Source organism: Gordonia neofelifaecis NRRL B-59395 (genome assembly GCF_000192435.1).
Taxonomy (GTDB): Bacteria; Actinomycetota; Actinomycetes; order Mycobacteriales; family Mycobacteriaceae; genus Gordonia; species Gordonia neofelifaecis.
On sequence record NZ_AEUD01000015.1, the window covers coordinates 123830 to 139051 of the forward strand.

The 15222-nt window shown below is 69.0% G+C and carries 16 protein-coding genes; 5 read left to right on the forward strand and 11 right to left on the reverse strand.

Annotated elements, in window-relative coordinates; genetic code table 11:
- Positions 1-10: 10 nt before the first annotated feature.
- Positions 11-760, reverse strand: a complete 750-nt coding sequence (gene thyX / locus SCNU_RS16090; protein ID WP_009680459.1) for an FAD-dependent thymidylate synthase — start codon at positions 758-760, stop codon at positions 11-13.
- 114 nt (positions 761-874) lie between these two features.
- On the opposite strand from thyX, the gene SCNU_RS16095 reads away from it, so the two are divergent.
- The gene (locus SCNU_RS16095) at positions 875-1699 is read left to right on the forward strand and encodes a tyrosine-protein phosphatase (RefSeq protein ID WP_009680460.1); all 825 of its coding nucleotides are present in this window, start codon (positions 875-877) and stop codon (positions 1697-1699) included.
- A gap of 86 nt (positions 1700-1785) precedes the next feature.
- Here SCNU_RS16095 and SCNU_RS16100 read toward each other — a convergent pair whose 3' ends face one another.
- The 10 genes from SCNU_RS16100 to SCNU_RS16145 all read right to left on the reverse strand — a co-directional run bounded on the left by SCNU_RS16100 (position 1786) and on the right by SCNU_RS16145 (position 9375).
- Entirely contained in the window at positions 1786-2547 is a 762-nt protein-coding gene (locus tag SCNU_RS16100) for an HAD-IIB family hydrolase (RefSeq protein WP_009680461.1), read from the reverse strand.
- A 91-nt stretch (positions 2548-2638) separates the two neighbouring features.
- Positions 2639-3577 (reverse strand): beta/alpha barrel domain-containing protein, encoded by a 939-nt coding sequence (locus SCNU_RS16105; protein WP_009680462.1) that lies wholly within the window; start codon positions 3575-3577, stop codon positions 2639-2641.
- Positions 3574-4800 (reverse strand): CaiB/BaiF CoA transferase family protein, encoded by a 1227-nt coding sequence (locus SCNU_RS16110; RefSeq protein ID WP_009680463.1) that lies wholly within the window; start codon positions 4798-4800, stop codon positions 3574-3576. The genes SCNU_RS16105 and SCNU_RS16110 overlap by 4 nt, the downstream gene beginning before the upstream one ends.
- 10 nt (positions 4801-4810) lie before the next feature.
- Positions 4811-6058 (reverse strand): winged helix-turn-helix domain-containing protein, encoded by a 1248-nt coding sequence (locus SCNU_RS16115; protein ID WP_009680464.1) that lies wholly within the window; start codon positions 6056-6058, stop codon positions 4811-4813.
- Positions 6058-6405, reverse strand: a complete 348-nt coding sequence (locus SCNU_RS16120; RefSeq protein WP_040518658.1) for a nitroreductase/quinone reductase family protein — start codon at positions 6403-6405, stop codon at positions 6058-6060. Before SCNU_RS16120 ends, SCNU_RS16115 begins: the two co-directional genes overlap by 1 nt.
- Positions 6406-6438: 33 nt before the next feature.
- Positions 6439-6846, reverse strand: a complete 408-nt coding sequence (locus tag SCNU_RS16125) for a VOC family protein (RefSeq protein ID WP_009680466.1) — start codon at positions 6844-6846, stop codon at positions 6439-6441.
- Positions 6847-6923: 77 nt separating this feature from the next.
- A complete protein-coding gene (locus SCNU_RS16130) occupies positions 6924-7331 on the reverse strand; it encodes a helix-turn-helix domain-containing protein (protein ID WP_009680467.1) in 408 nt (135 codons plus the stop codon).
- A complete protein-coding gene (locus SCNU_RS16135; protein ID WP_009680468.1) occupies positions 7332-8060 on the reverse strand; it encodes a class I SAM-dependent methyltransferase in 729 nt (242 codons plus the stop codon).
- A complete protein-coding gene (locus SCNU_RS16140; RefSeq protein ID WP_009680469.1) occupies positions 8057-8551 on the reverse strand; it encodes a dihydrofolate reductase in 495 nt (164 codons plus the stop codon). The genes SCNU_RS16135 and SCNU_RS16140 overlap by 4 nt, the downstream gene beginning before the upstream one ends.
- A 17-nt stretch (positions 8552-8568) precedes the next feature.
- Positions 8569-9375, reverse strand: a complete 807-nt coding sequence (locus SCNU_RS16145; RefSeq protein WP_009680470.1) for a thymidylate synthase — start codon at positions 9373-9375, stop codon at positions 8569-8571.
- An 80-nt stretch (positions 9376-9455) separates the two neighbouring features.
- Here SCNU_RS16145 and SCNU_RS16150 point away from each other — a divergent pair, with 80 nt between their 5' ends.
- The 4 genes from SCNU_RS16150 (at position 9456) to SCNU_RS16165 (ending at position 15007) form a co-directional block, all read left to right on the forward strand.
- Entirely contained in the window at positions 9456-10715 is a 1260-nt protein-coding gene (locus SCNU_RS16150; RefSeq protein ID WP_009680471.1) for a PucR family transcriptional regulator, read from the forward strand.
- Positions 10716-10832: 117 nt separating this feature from the next.
- On the forward strand, positions 10833-12338 hold the full coding sequence (locus tag SCNU_RS16155) for a long-chain-fatty-acid--CoA ligase (RefSeq protein ID WP_009680472.1): 1506 nt from the start codon (positions 10833-10835) through the stop codon (positions 12336-12338).
- A 3-nt stretch (positions 12339-12341) separates the two neighbouring features.
- Positions 12342-14042: a PHA/PHB synthase family protein gene (locus tag SCNU_RS16160; RefSeq protein ID WP_009680473.1), complete on the forward strand. Its 1701-nt coding sequence runs from the start codon at positions 12342-12344 to the stop codon at positions 14040-14042.
- 38 nt (positions 14043-14080) lie between these two features.
- A complete protein-coding gene (locus tag SCNU_RS16165) occupies positions 14081-15007 on the forward strand; it encodes an alpha/beta fold hydrolase (RefSeq protein WP_009680474.1) in 927 nt (308 codons plus the stop codon).
- Positions 15008-15222: the final 215 nt, after the last annotated feature.

Consider the following 15222-nt stretch of genomic DNA (forward strand, 5'->3'; position numbering starts at 1 on the left):
AATACCTCGATCAGCCCTCGAATACGAACGGCGAAGTGGCGACTTCGGTCCCGTCGGCGAGCTCGCCGATTTCGAAGTCGCCGAACGCCGTCGGCGCGACCTCGCGGAGCTGCCTCAGGCACTCGACTGCGAGTTGCCGGATCTCGACGTCGGCGTGTTCGGTGGCGCGCATCCCGATGAAGTGACGCCACGCCCGGTAGTTGCCGGTGACGACGATGCGGGTCTCGGTGGCGTTCGGGAGCACCGATCGTGCCGCCTGCCGGGCCTGCTTGTGCCGCAGAATCGCGTTCGGCACATCCGAGAACTTGGCCTCGAGCTCGGCGAGCAGCTCGCCGTAGGCCTTCCGTGCGGCGTCGGTCGCCTGGACGAACAGTTCCTCGAGGCGTGCGTCGCCCCGGATGGCCGGCGGTGCGACCACATTGGAATCGTGCTCGGGAACGAACCTCTGCGACAGCTGCGAGTACGAGAAGTGCCGATGGCGGATCAACTCATGGGTGCACGAGCGAGAGATCCCGGTGATGTAGAACGTGCACGTCGCATGCTCGAAAAGGGACGTGTGTCCGACCTCCAGCACATGCCTGAGGTATCCCGCGTTCGTCGCGGTGCGCGGATTCGGCTTGTGCCAACTCTCGTAGCACGCCCGGCCGGCGAACTCGATGAGCGCTTCGCCGCCGTCGACGTCGGTCTCCCAGTCCACCTCCGGCGCGGTGAACTGCGTCGCCGCGACCAGCTGCACCTTCAACGGCACCAATTCAGACACTCAGGTCAACTCCTCGGAACGATGGCGGACGGCTGCTGCGATTGCGTCGCGCTCTGATTGTCGCGCACCCGCTTCGTCCTGCGACGCGCGGGCCGGTGGTGCATTATCGGTGGGGTGAGACACCTATCTTCCCGCCGCCGCGTCGCGGTCATCGCCCTCTCCACCGCTCTCCTCTCCCCGCTGGCGGTCGCACCCGCGCTCGCCGCGCCCGCGTCCGCGGCCCCCGCGACGGCGTCGCCCGCCCTCTCGTCGACGGTCATCACCCCGGGACGCGAGATCGGCCTGGCCGGCACCACCAACACCCGAACGCTCGAGGGGTACCGCGGAGCGGCGGGCAAGCAGGTCAACGGCCTGGTCCTGCGCAGCGACAATCTGTCCAAGCTGACCGCGTCCGACGTCGCGAAGCTGCAGGGCCGCGGCCTCGCCACGATCGTCGACCTCCGCACCGACATCGAGCGCACCCTCCAGCCGAACAAGGCCGTGCCGGGTGCGCGCCAGGTGACGACGGACGTCCTGGGCAAGGTCTCCCCGCTCACCCTCGTCGACGTGAGCTCCGCGTACCCGGCGTTCGTCACCGATGCGAATGCACGCACCCAGATCCGCAAGGCCCTCCTCGAGATCAAGACCACCGCCGCGTCGGGCAAGACGACGCTGTTCCACTGCTCGGCGGGCAAGGACCGCACCGGCTGGACCGCGGCCACCCTGCTCACGATCCTGGGCGTCGACCGCGCGACGATCGACGCCGACTACCTGGCGTCCAACCATTACCGGAACGCCTCGCCGAACGACCCGTTCAACGGTGTGAACATCTCGATGCTGAACTCCGCATTCGCCGCCGCGAATCGGGTGTACGGCTCGATGGACGGCTACCTCACCAAGGGTCTCGGCCTGACACAGGCCGACATCTCCTCGCTGCGCACCAGCCTGCTGCAGAACTGATCGCTCGCACTACCAACGCGTATATCGAATCTTCTCGAGCGAATGTCCGACTTTTCGGCGTTCGACGCGTTGGTGGTGCGAAGCGGTCAGGCGCGCACGATCGCCCCGAGCTTCGCGTAGGTGTCCTCCCACCCGTGAACGGCGATCGATTCGATGCCGAGTTCGGCGACGGGACGGTCGTTGCCGCCCTCGTCCAGGCGATCGCCGAAGAACAGGATGTCGTCGGTGGTCAGGTTCAGGATCTCCATCAGCCGCCGTGCGCCGTACGCCTTGTCGATGCCCTTGGCGGTGATGTCGACCGAGGTGGAGCCGCCGCTGCGGACCTCGAGGTCGGGCAGTCGATCGGCGGCGTAGGCGCGGAGCGACTCCTTCTTCCGGCCGTCCGGGTCCCAGGCGGACTTGGCGTCGACCGGTGCCGACTGGCCCAGGGCCGAGAAGGTGATCTGGCTGCCGCGGTCCTCGAGGATCGGCCCCCAGGTCTCGCTCTCCCAGAGACCGAGCTCGCGGGCGCCCTCTTCGACGACGCGCATCGCACGGGCCTTCTGGTCGTCGGACAGATCCTCGGCGTACACGGTCTCCCAGTCCTCCGACCACCGGACGTAGCGGGTGCCGTTGGTGGGCATCAGGTGGAGGTTCGCCCTGTCGGGGAAGTCCCCGAGGCGATCGAGCACCTGCGACTGGAACTGGCCGTACTGTCCGCCCGAGATGATGCAGCCGAGGCTGCCTGCGAGCAGTTCGCGGAACAGTTCGACCATCTCATCGCTCATCGCGGTCTTCGACGGCGCCAGCGTGTCGTCGAGATCGAACATGACGAGCTCGTAGGTCTTGCCGTTGTGCGTGACGGACAATTGTCCACCCTTCCGTTTAGTGTGCGCGCAGAAGTCTAGCCCGGCGCCGGACTGAGCACCCACTACCCGGCACCGAGCACCCGGCGCCGCGCTACTGTCCGTCGATCACCCAGGCGAAGGCGTCCGCCTTCGACCGCGCGCCCTGCGCCGTCCGCGATCTCGACGCCTCACCCAGCTCGCCGAGGAGATTCTCTCCGGCGCGGACCAGATCGGCGAGCACGGCCGGGGTCAGGTAGTCCGGTCGCGTGGCGAACAGGAGATCCTCGCTCGCGGTGTTGCCGCTGGCGCCGGGCGCGAACGGGCATCCGCCCAGCCCGCCGAGCGCGCCGTCGACCAGGACTGCGCCCCCGTCGGCCGCTGCCAGCGAGTTCGCCACGCCCATCCCCCAGGTGTCGTGGCCGTGGAAGACGAGCCGACGATCCCGTGCCGCCACCGAGGCGAACAGGTCCCGGACCTGATCGGGATGGGCCTGCCCGAGAGTGTCGGCGAGGACCACGTCGTCGGCGTCTGCGGTGCGCGGATCGGCGACGATCGCGCGCACCCGGTCCGGATCCACCGGGCCGTCGAACGGGCAGGTGAACGCCGTGGCGAGGCACAGCTGAATCCGGCCGCCGATCTCTTTCGCCGCCGCGATGGCCTCCGGCATCGCGGCGACGCTGTCCTCGGCGGTGCGGCCGATGTTGGCCCGATTGTGCGCGTCGGACACCGACAGGCAGTACTGGAAGTTCCGGACTCCGGCCGCGGCCGCGGCCGCGACGTGCCGCGGCGTCGCGACCCAGATCCAGCAGCGTTCGAGCTCCTCGGGAGTGAGCCCGGCGACGACCTCCAGCGAGCCCGCCATCGGCGGCACCAGATCCGGCCGGGCCATCGAGCCGATCTCGAGTTCCGGCACACCCGCTGCCAGCAATGTGCGCGCCAGGGCGACGCGGGTCGGGACGTCGAGCGCCTTGCCGGTGAGCTGCAGACCGTCGCGCAGTGTCACATCACGCAGGTCCACCCGGGAGTAGTCAGTCGGTGATCGGCCGGTCATCGTCGCCCTCCCAGAAACCGTTCGCGGATCTCGTCGGTGTGCTCGCCGAGGTCGGGTCCCACCGAACGGATCGGCAGCGACGTCTCGCCGAGGACGGGGACGATGCCGGGGAACGCGACCCGACGTGGATCGGGGCCGCCCGCGTCGACGTCGAACTCCTGAATCATGTTGCGCGCCTTGTACTGCTCGTCGTCGACGATGTCGGCGGCGGTGTAGATCGGACCGGCGGGAACGGCCGCCTCGTCGAGCGCGGCGAGCACCTCCTCGCGCGACCGCGCACCGGTCCACTCACCGATGGCGTCGTCGATCTCGTCGCGGCGGCGCCACCGGCCGTCGTTGGTCGCCAGGTCCGGATCGTCGGCGAGGTCGTCACGGCCGATCGCCCGCATGTAGCGCGGAAAGATCGCGTCGGCGTTGCCGGAGACGACCACCGAACTCCCGTCCCGGCAGAGGTATCCGTTCGACGGTGCGATGCCCTCCATCCGGCCGCCGGTGCGCTCGCGCTTGACGCCGTACGCGCCGAGGTCGGGAACCAGCGACTCCATCATCGAGAAGATCGACTCGTTGAGCGCGACGTCGACGATGCGGTCGCTCAGCGGCAGCGACGTCGAGGGCTCGCCGTCGGCCCGGCTCTCATCCCTGCGGCGCAACGCCTCGTACAACGCCATCACCGCGCCGAACGCCCCGTACAGCCCGGCGATCGAATCGCCGATCGACACCCCGACGCGCACCGGCGGGCGATCGGGATCACCGACGAGCTCGCGGAAGCCGCCATAGGCTTCGGCGACCGCCGCGAAGCCCGGGCGCTCCGCGTACGGCCCGGTCTGGCCGAAGGCCGAGATGCGGACGAAGATCAGGTCGGGATTGACCTCGCTCAACTGTTCCGGGCCGATCCCCCACCGCTCCAGAGTGCCCGGCCGGAAGTTCTCCAGAACGACGTCGCACTGTGCGGCGAGCGCTGTCACGTCGTCGCGGCCCTCCTCGGTGCGCAGGTCGAGCACCACGGACTTCTTGTTCCGGTTGATGGTGCGGAAGAGCATCGACGTCTCGCCGTCGTACAGCCGCCAGTTGCGCAGTTCATCGCCGGTCTCGCGCTCGATCTTGATGACCTCGGCGCCGAAGTCTGCCAGCATGCGCCCGGCGGTCGGCGCCGCGATGTAATTGCCCAGTTCCAGCACACGGACGCCGTCGAGCGGGAGACGACGCGGTTGTCGGGAGTTCATACGGCTCAGCCTATGCGTCCCGCTGCGCCGCGACCGCAGCCGTCAGCCGCTTCGCCAGATCGCCGCCGCCGGAGACATCCACGGTGTCGAGGCCGCGCCACGCGGCCAGCCGCCCGAGATCACACGCGAGCGAGTCCGACACCGCGCTCGGGTCGGCGCCGGGTTCGAGATGAGCGGAGAGAACGCGCAGGGTCCCCGCGGCGCGGTCGGCCTTCAGATCCACGCGCGCGACGAGCTCCTCGTCCATCAGATACGGCAGCACGTAGTAACCGTGCACGCGCTTGTGCTCCGGAACGTAGATCTCGATTCGGTAGTGGAAGTCGAAGAGTCGCTGAGTCCGCGGACGGAAGAAGACCAGCGGATCGAACGGTGAGAGCAGCGCCGAGCGTCGGACTGCCCGCGGCGTTCGTGCGTCACAGTGCAGATAGGCGGGCTCGGCCCAGCCGTCGACTCCGACAAGGCTCACCTCGCCCGCGTCGATCAGATCGGGCAGCACCTCGCGGACGTCGGCGGTCTTGAGCCGGTAATAGTCGGCGAGATCGGCGACGGTGCCGACTCCGTGAGCGGCCGCCGACCGCGCGACCAGTTCCCGGTGCGCGTCTCGTCGATCGACTCGGGCATCGACGCGGTCGGCTCCGACCACGCGCTCGGCGAGGTCGTACCGGCGGTGGAAGTGCTCGCTCCGCACCGCCGAGAGGGTGCCGGCCGCGAACATCGCCTCGCACAGATGCTTGACCTCGCCGCGCGCCCACCACGAGCCCCGCTCGTGAGCCGAGCGGGTGATGCCGAGCTCCGCCTCGATGTCCCGCGGCATCGACGGCCCGTTGTCCGCGATCACGGCGAGCACGTCGTGCGCCTGAGACCTGTTGCGGCGCAGAATCTCTCGCGAGTGGCGGTACCGACCGTCGCGGTACTCCTCCATTCGCCAGCCCATCAGCGGCCAGTCGTCGATCGGCACCAGCGCCGCCTCGTGGGCCCAGTACTCGACGAGCAGCCGCGGGCTCCGCGTCGTCGGCCGCCATGCGGCACGGTCGAGCAGGGCGTCGTCGTACGCGCCGATACGGCTGAACATCGGGAGGTAATGAGCGCGGGCCAGAACATTGACCGAGTCCATCTGGATCAGCCGAGTGCGGTCGACGACCCTCGCGAGATGTCGTCGAGTCGGTTCGCCCGTGGGCAGCGGATCGGTGAATCCCTGTGCGGCGAGCGCGATCCGGCGGGCCTGAGGCAGTGACAGATCGGGGCGGGCCGCCGCCATCAGGACGCGGGGTCGAGCGTGATGAACACCGCCGTGCCCTTCTCCCCGGTCTTGGCGACGGCCGACCCGGTCCGGTCGACGCCGTCCAGCCGGATCCCGATCGGCGACGGTCCGGGCTGGAAGTTGCGCCACCAGTTCTTCTTGTCCGGCATCGCCACGCCGACGATCACCTCGTCGGCACCGCGCCGCTGATAGGAGACGGGCAGCGAGAAGGTCTTGCCGCTCCGCCGTCCGGTGTAGGTGATCTCGGTCATCGACTTCGACAGCGCTCCGCCGACGACCGGAGCCGTCAGGAGGGGTGCGACGAGCTTATTGATACCGCGGGCGACTCGCTGGAACGTGTTCACGTCCACGAGCCTAATGGTGGCCGTGCGCGGACGTCACCCGGCGGCGTTGATCCGCACCATGTTGCCCGCGGGATCGCGGAACGCGCAGTCGCGCGGTCCCCACGGCTGTTCGATCGGCTCCTGAAGCACCTCGGCTCCCGACGCGGACACCTTCTCGAACATCGCGTCGAGGTCGCCGGTGCGGAACACGATCGGCGGCATCATCCCCTTGGCGACGAGACGATGCAGGGCGTCCGCGTCCTCCGGCGACCGTCCGCCGCCCGGCTGCGACAGCACGATCTCGATGGCGGGCTGGCCCGGCAGGCCGAGGGTCACCCAGTGGTGGTCGCCGTTGGCGACGTCGCGCACCACTTCGAGGCCGAGCGCGTCCCGGTAGAACCCGAGTGCGGCCTCCATGTCGTCGACGGTGATCGGGCAGTAAGTCAGTTCGATGTCTGTCATGCCCTCAACGCTAGGGCCGATCGGAGTCGGGCGCTTCTCCATATCTGCTCGTTCTCCAGATCGGCTCCCTGTCGCCGTCATCCTGACCCGAACGGCATGGGGCGCACCAGAATCTTCGTCATGCACGACGGCAGCCCTTCGAGGCTGTCGTGGTCGCGGGCGCGATAGGCGCTCGGTGTCTCACCGGTCAGTCGGCGGAAGGTGCTGCTGAACGACCCCAGCGAGGTGAAGCCGACCGCCACGCACGCGTCGGTGACGCTCATCCCCGACCGCAGCAGCGCCATCGCCCGCTCGACGCGACGGGTCACGAGATAGCCGTACGGCGTCTCCCCGTAGGCGGTCTTGAACTCACGGCTGAAGTGCGCCGTCGACATCAGGGCGCGCTGCGCCATGGTCGGGACGTCGAGCGGCTCGGCGTACTCCCGGTCCATCAGGTCGCGCGCCCGGCGCAGGTGCGCGAGCGTCTCCGGCGACTGCAGGGCCATTCACGCCACCCGGCCCGCGAGGACGGTGACGGGCCAGCGGACCGTGCGGCGCCCGTCTCCCCACACCGGGGCCAGATCCTCGGCGAGGGCGTCCAGCAGTCCGCCCGCCCCGGCCTCGTGGGCACGCCTGGCGGCCGACCACGTTCCGAGGTAACCGACGAACTCCGCCAGCGTCCACGATCGCTCGATCGCCATCGGCGGAATCTCGACCCGGTCGAACGGGAAGTCCAGGTCGGCGTAGCCGTTGTCGACATGGCGCCGTTCGGGCGGCCAGTACGGTCCGATCTCGTCGCGGTAGAAGACGTCGAACCGCTCGGCGAGGTCGTCGTCGAGATGGACCACGCCGTAGGTGATGAGCGCGAGTAACGCGTCGTCGGCGGCGATGCGCCGGGCCTCCGCGTAGAACGCGGGCAGATCGAACCAATGCGCCGCCTGCGCGACGGTGATCAGCGACGCCGACCCGTCTGAGACGTCGAGCCGCTCGGCCGGGCACACTCGATACTCGATTCCGGCGGCCTGCGTCGCGTTCCGGATCTGGTCGTCCGACGGATCGATCCCGAGCACCCGGGAGAAATGCTGCGCGAGAAGGACTGTCAGCTGGCCTGTGCCGCAGCCGACATCGACCGCCGAGTCGGTTCGCGGCGCGGCGGCGGCGAGTGCAGAGGCGATCTCGGCCGGGTAGGTCGGCCGATACGCCGAGTAGTCGGAACCGTCGGTGAACCAGGTCACGGATGACGCCGGACGTAGTCGACGAAGCGATACAGGGTGCCCGTGGACGAGTACAGCCACTCCCCTGTCTCCGCCGACTCCCACCGGTCGGGGTCCACGGCGGGGGCGAACGCGTCGGCGCCGTCGACCAGCACGTCGATCTCGGTGACTCGCAACGACGTCGCCCGGTCCATCACCGCGGCGTAGATCTCGCCTCCGCCGATGACGGCGGCCACGTGGCCCGCTGCGTCGAGCGCAGCGTCGAGTCCGTTCACCACGTCGGCGCCCTCGGCGCGGTAGCCGACCGCACGGGTGACGACGATGTTGCGACGGCCGGGCAGCGGCCGGACCGAGGCGGGCAGCGACTCCCACGTCTTCCGGCCCATGATCACGGTGCCGCCGCCGGTGAGCTCCTTGAAGCGCCTCATGTCTTCGGGCACCCGCCACGGAATGGTGCCGCCGCGACCGATGGCTCCGGCGCGGTCCTGCGCCCAGACGAGGGTGATGGTCATGTCGGCTCCTTCCTCGGTCAGACGGCCACCGGCGCCTTGATCGCCGGATGAGAGTGATAGTCCACGACCTCGACGTCGTCGAAGTCGTAGTCGAAGATCGAGTCGGCCTTGCGAAGGCGCAGGGTCGGGTACGGCAGCGCGTCGCGCGACAACTGTTCGCGGACCTGCTCGACGTGGTTGTCGTAGATGTGGCAGTCGCCGCCCGTCCAGACGAAGTCGCCGACCTCCAGGCCCGCCTGCTGCGCCATCATGTGGGTGAGCAGCGCGTACGAGGCGATGTTGAACGGCACACCGAGGAACAGGTCGGCGCTGCGCTGGTACAGCTGGCAGCTCAGCTTGCCGCCGGCGACGTAGAACTGGAAGAACGCGTGGCAGGGCGGCAGCGCCATCTGCGGGATCTCGCCGACGTTCCACGCGGACACGATGTTGCGCCGCGAGTCCGGATCGCTCCTCAGAGTCTCGAGGGCGACGGCGATCTGATCGACGTGCTCGCCCGACGGCGTCGGCCAGTTGCGCCACTGGACGCCGTACACCGGCCCCAGCTCGCCCTCCGGCGACGCCCACTCGTCCCAGATCGTCACCCCGCGATCCTGCAGCCACCGCACGTTCGAGTCGCCCCGCAGGAACCACAGCAATTCGTAGATGATCGACTTCAGGTGGACCTTCTTGGTGGTGATCACCGGAAAGCCCTCCGACAGATCGAACCGCATCTGATGACCGAACACGCTGCGGGTTCCGGTGCCGGTGCGGTCGGCCTTGGGAGTGCCGGTCTCCAGCACCAGTCGCAGCAGGTCCTCGTACGGGGTGGGGATCGGAGCGCTCACGTGACCGAGTCTAGCGAGCCGGCGGCCGGCAACCTCGGAAGCTGCGCACCCGTCGACCTCGACCGGCCACAATCATCTGTGTGACGTCCACTCCGCACCGTTCGCCGCCCAGCCCCGAGTCACCCGAGACGACCGCTGAACTCGCCCGCATCGGCGAGATCCTCTCCCTGCGTGTCGACGACCTCATCGACCGGGTCACGGCGGCGATCCACCACGACATCGACTACTACGCCACCGCGGAGGTCGTGCCGCGCGAGCGGACCGCCACGGTCGTGCGGATGAACCTGCTGGACGTGATCGCCGCGATCACCTCCGACGTGGACTTCGACACCGAGTCGGCCCGCCACACCGGCTCGTCCAGAGCCGCGCTCGGTGTGCCGCTGCCCGCCCTGATGCACGCCTACCGGATCGCGTTCCAGATGGTGTGGCGGGAGTTCCGGTCCGTCGCCGAGTCCGACACCTCCTTCTCGCGACACGCGGTGCTCGCCGCCACGGAGCGGATCTGGAACGGCTACGACCGCTTCGCCACCGAGGTGGCGAACGCGCACCGCGAGCACACCACCGAGCAGATCCTGGACGACGCCGCCGAACGCGCCGCACTCACCGAGCACCTCCTCGAGGGCCGCATCTCGTCGGAGGCGAGCCTCTGGGAGGTGGCGTCGATGCTGCGGCTGGCGGCCCCCGGGGTCCGTCCGGTGCCGACCCGCGGCCCGTACCTCGCCGTCGCCGCGGCGGCGACCACCGTGGGCCGTCAGCCCCTGCCCGGCGTGGAGAGCAAACTCCGCGGGCTCGACCTCTACTCGGCCTGGCGACTCCTCCCCGACCAGCAGATCGGCCTCATCCACACCCCGTCGGCCCAGGCCCGCACCGCGGCGATGTCGTTGCTGACGCGCCTCGCCACGGGCCGGGTCGGCGTCAGCGCCCCGTTCGCCGAACTCGGGGACACCGCGAAGTCGCTCAAGTACGCCCGCGTCTCCCTCAACGGTCCCGGCACCGGCGTCACCCAATTCGACGACTCGGTGCTCAGCATCGCCGCGGTCAGCACGCCGGAGGTGAGCGTCGACCTCGCGACATCGGTCCTCGGGCGGCTCTACGCGCTCACCCCCGAGGATCGGGACCCCCTCGTCGAGACGTTCCGCGCGTGGGTCACCGCGGACGGCAACGTCACCGCGACAGCCGAGGAACTGTTCGTCCATCGCAACACCGTTCGGCATCGACTGCGCCGGATCGAGGAGCTGACCGGTCGGTCGACGTCGTCGCCGAGGCAGCTCGCCGAACTCTGTCTGGCCTTCGAGGTCGACGCCCGACTCCGGGTTCCCGAGCACGGCGCGACCGAGTGATTGTGCGTGTGCACACCGTACTCGTGGGTACGTTAGTGCGCACACCATGGCCTCGGGGAGTGAGAACCGCCACCATTGAAGAGTAGGAATTGCACCCGACCCGAAAGCGAACCGATCGTGGCGAACCTCAGTCTGAACCTCGTCGAGGCAGCGGCCTCGCGGCCCGAACACACCGCCCTCAAGTGCGGTGACGCGACGTACTCGTACGCGGAGTTCGATCAGGCCGCCGCCAAGGTGGCCACCCTGCTCGCCGACCGCGGCATCGAGCCCGGCGACCGCGTCGGCCTGATGCTGCCGAACGTCCCCGAGTTCGCAATCCTGTTCTACGGCATCCTGCGGGCCGGCGCCGTCGCCGTGCCGATGAACCCGCTGCTCAAGTCGCGCGAGATCGCGTACTACCTGTCGAACACGACCGCGTCGCTGTTGTTCGCCGTCCCGGCGTTCGCCGACGAGGCGAAGGCGGGCGCCGAGGCCGCGGGTGCGGCGTGCGTCCTCGCCGACGCGGAACTCACGGCGGCGATCGGTGCGGCCGCCGCACAGAGCGAGCCGGTCGCCCGCGACGACTTCGACACCGCCGTCATCCTCCACACCTCGGGAACCACCGGTAAGCCGAAGGGCGCCGAGCTGACGCACATCGGGCTGCATCGGAACGCGGAGATCTGCGTCCGCACCCTGTTCGGGGCCGAATCCGACGACGTCATGATGGGCTGCCTGCCGCTGTTCCACGTGTTCGGTCTGACCTGCGGGCTGAACGCATCGGTGATCGCGCAGGCGAGCCTGACGCTCATCCCCCGGTTCGAGCCGATCAGCGTTCTCGAGGCCATCGCCGCCGACAAGGTCACGATCTTCCTCGGCGTGCCCACCATGTACTCGGCCCTCGTCGCCGCCCGTCGTCCCGGCGACGACGCGAGCTCGCTGCGCGTGTGCGCGTCGGGCGGTGCCGCGCTGCCGGCCCAGGTGATCGTCGACTTCGAGGCCGCGTTCGACGCCGCCATCCTCGAAGGCTACGGCCTCTCGGAGACGTCGCCGGTCGCCTGCTTCAACCATCCCGACCGTCCCCGCAAGCCGGGAACCATCGGCACCCCGATCGAGGGCGTCGAGATGCGGATCGTCGACGCCGAGGGCAACGAGACCGGAGTCGACGAGCCCGGCGAGGTCCAGATCAAGGGCCACAACATCATGAAGGGCTACTGGAACCTGCCGGAGGCCACCGCCGAGGCCATCGACGCCGACGGCTGGTTCTCCAGCGGCGACGTCGGCGCCAAGGACGCCGACGGCTACTACCGGATCGTCGACCGCACCAAGGACATGATCATCCGCGGCGGAATGAACGTCTACCCCCGCGAAGTGGAAGAAGTGCTCTACGAGCATCCGGCGGTCGCCGCGGCCGCCGTGATCGGCATTCCACACGAGAGCCTCGGCGAGGACATCGGCGCGGCCGTCGAGCTCAAGGCCGGCGTCGAGGTCACCGTCGACGAACTGCGCGAGTACGTCAAGGAGCGCGTCGCCGCCTACAAGTACCCCCGCCAGATCTGGTTCCTGGACGCGCTCCCCACCGGCGCCACCGGCAAGATCCAGAAGCGCGACATCACCGTTCCCACCGCTGCGACCAGGGAGGCCTGAACCATGACCATCGCCACCAACCAAGCCGCCGCAGGCGAGATCGCCGCACCGCTCGACCTGCTGCTGATCAACTCCACCAAGTCGTTCGCCAGCCGGATGACCCCGAACGCGGCGATGGCCCGCTTCGGGCTGTCGCTGGCCAAGCAGCCGATCACCCTCGCCGAACGCGGCGCGGGCCTCGCGAAAGAGCTGGGAGACATCACCGTCGGCCGATCGAACCGGGCGCCGGCTCGCTCCGACAAGCGCTTCTCCGACCCGGCGTGGACGCAGAACCCCCTGCTCCACCGCGTCGAGCAGGCCTACCTCGCCGCCTCCGACACCGTCGAGAAGCTCTACGACGACGCCGACCTCGAGTGGCGTGACGCCGAGAAGGTCCGGTTCGCTCTCGACAACATCATCGAGGGCCTCGCCCCGACCAACAACATTCTTCTGAATCCGCTCGGCTGGAAGGCTCTGATCGACACCGGCGGCGTCTCGGCGTACCGCGGCTTCAAGGCCTTCGTGCGCGATATGGCGTCCAAGCCCCGGGTGCCCGCGATGGTCGAACCCGACGCCTTCAGCGTCGGCGAGACAGTGGCGACGTCGAAGGGCACCGTGGTCCTCAAGACCCGGATGTTCGAGCTGATCCAGTACGCGCCGCAGACCAAGCAGGTCAGCGAGGTGCCCCTGCTGATGGTTCCCCCGGTGATCAACAAGTACTACATCATGGACATCGCGCCGGGCCGCAGCCTCATCGAGAACTACGTCGCGTCGGGCCAGCAGGTCTTCGCCATCTCCTGGCGGAATCCCAAAGCACGCCACCGCGACTGGGGCTTCGACGAGTACGGCAAGGCAATCATCGAGGCCCTGGACGCCACGCGCACCATCACCGGAGCGGACGGGACCAACGTCTTCGCCACGTGCTCCGGCGGCATCCTCGCCGCCATGGTCGCCGCGCATCTCGCGGCCGTCGGCCAGGCTGACAAGATCAACTCGCTGTCCCTGGCCGTCACCGTGCTCGACCAGAACCAGGCCGGCTTCGCGTCGTCGCTGACCAGCGAGCGCGCCGCCGAGGCGGCCATCCGGCAGTCGTCGGCCAAGGGTTACCTCGACGGCCGGGCGATGGCCGAGATGTTCGCCTGGCTCCGGCCGACCGATCTCGTCTGGCGCTACTGGGTCAACAACTACATCCAGGGACGCGCCCCCGCGGCGTTCGACGTCCTCTTCTGGAATGCCGACACCACTCGGATGACGGCCGCCCTGCACAAGGACATGGTGATGATGGGCGTCGGGAACGACCTCGTGACGCCGGGCAAGGCCACGATGCTGGGCACCCCGGTCGATCTGGGAGCCGTCGAGTGCGACGCCTACGTGATCGGCGGCATCGCCGACCACATCTGCCCGTGGCAGGCCACCTACCGCAGCGCCGCGCTGCTCGGCAGCAAGAACAACCGCTACGTGCTGTCCACCAGCGGACACATCGCCTCGCTGGTGAACCCGCCGGGCAACCCGAAGGCCTCGTTCCGCACCGCGGCCGTCGACGCCGAGGTCGAGGCCGACGAGTGGGTGAAGACCGCGGAGAAGCAGAGTGACTCGTGGTGGCCCGACCATATCCAGTGGCTGGCGGAGCACGGCGGCGCCGAGATCGACGCACCGTCGGCCCTCGGCACCGCGGGATTCGAACCGCTGGCGCCGGCCCCCGGAACGTACGTTCTCGAAGCCTGACGCGACACTTCCGCTGCGAACCGACCAGAAAGGGCCACATGGCCACCACCGTCCCCAGCCCTGCGACGCCGCCCGACACCGATCTGTCCGACACCGAGCCGACCGACACCGATCCCCACGACCTGTATCTGGCGACCGGCGGTCAGCGGATCCGCGTCCGGTATCGGCCGGGCATCGGCATTCCGCTCGTCATGTGCAACGGCATCGGCGCGAGCCTGGAAGTCCTCGACCCACTCGTCGAACACCTCGATCCGAATCGGCCCGTCGTGCGCTTCGACGTGCCCGGCACCGGTGAGTCCCCGACGTCCCCGCTGCCCTACGGCTTCCCGTATCTGGCGTGGGTGCTCGGCCGCGTGCTCGACCGACTCGAGATCGGCGCCGTCGACGTGCTCGGGCTGTCGTGGGGCGGCGCGCTCGCTCAGCAGTTCGCCTTCCAGAACCCGCGACGGTGCCGCAGGCTGATCCTGGTCGGCACGGGCACCGGCGCGATCATGGTGCCCGGCCATCCCCGAGTGCTGTCGAAGATGGTGACGCCCAAACGGTTCAGCGACCCGTCGTACGGGGCCACCATCGCCGCAGATCTCTACGGCGGCGTCGTCCGGGACAGCGGGCAGGAAGTGGCCGAACTGTTCGTCCGGCAGCTGCACGCCGGGTCGTTCAAGGGCTACGTCCACCAGCTCATGGCCGGGTCCGTCTGGACCTCGCTGTTCGCGCTGCCCGCCATCCGGCAGCGGACGTTGATCATCGCCGGCTCCGACGACCCGATCGTGCCGATGGTGAACGCCCGCATCATGAACACCCTGCTCCCCCGCGCTACGCTGCACGCGCACGGCGGCGGCCACATCGACCTGCTGATGAACGCCGCGGTCTTCGGTCCGGTCATCGACGACTTCCTGGGCCCGGCCAAACCGCACCGGCGCAAGTGGAGCAAGACCGCCGACGTGAAGTTCACGCCCGGCGGGTAGCGGACAGTCGCGTAATCCGGCGACGGACGCGTTGTCCGGCGGACAACGCATCCGTCGCTGGATTACGCGTCTCTAGGCTCCCCGTTGATTGCGAGCGAAGCGTCCGCCCGGGTTGAGCGAGCGGAGCGTCCACCCCGTTGATTGAGCGAGCGGAACGTCCACCCCGTTGATTGAGCGAGACGCTTCTATGTTTGTCAAGCGGCGGTGGGGTGCTC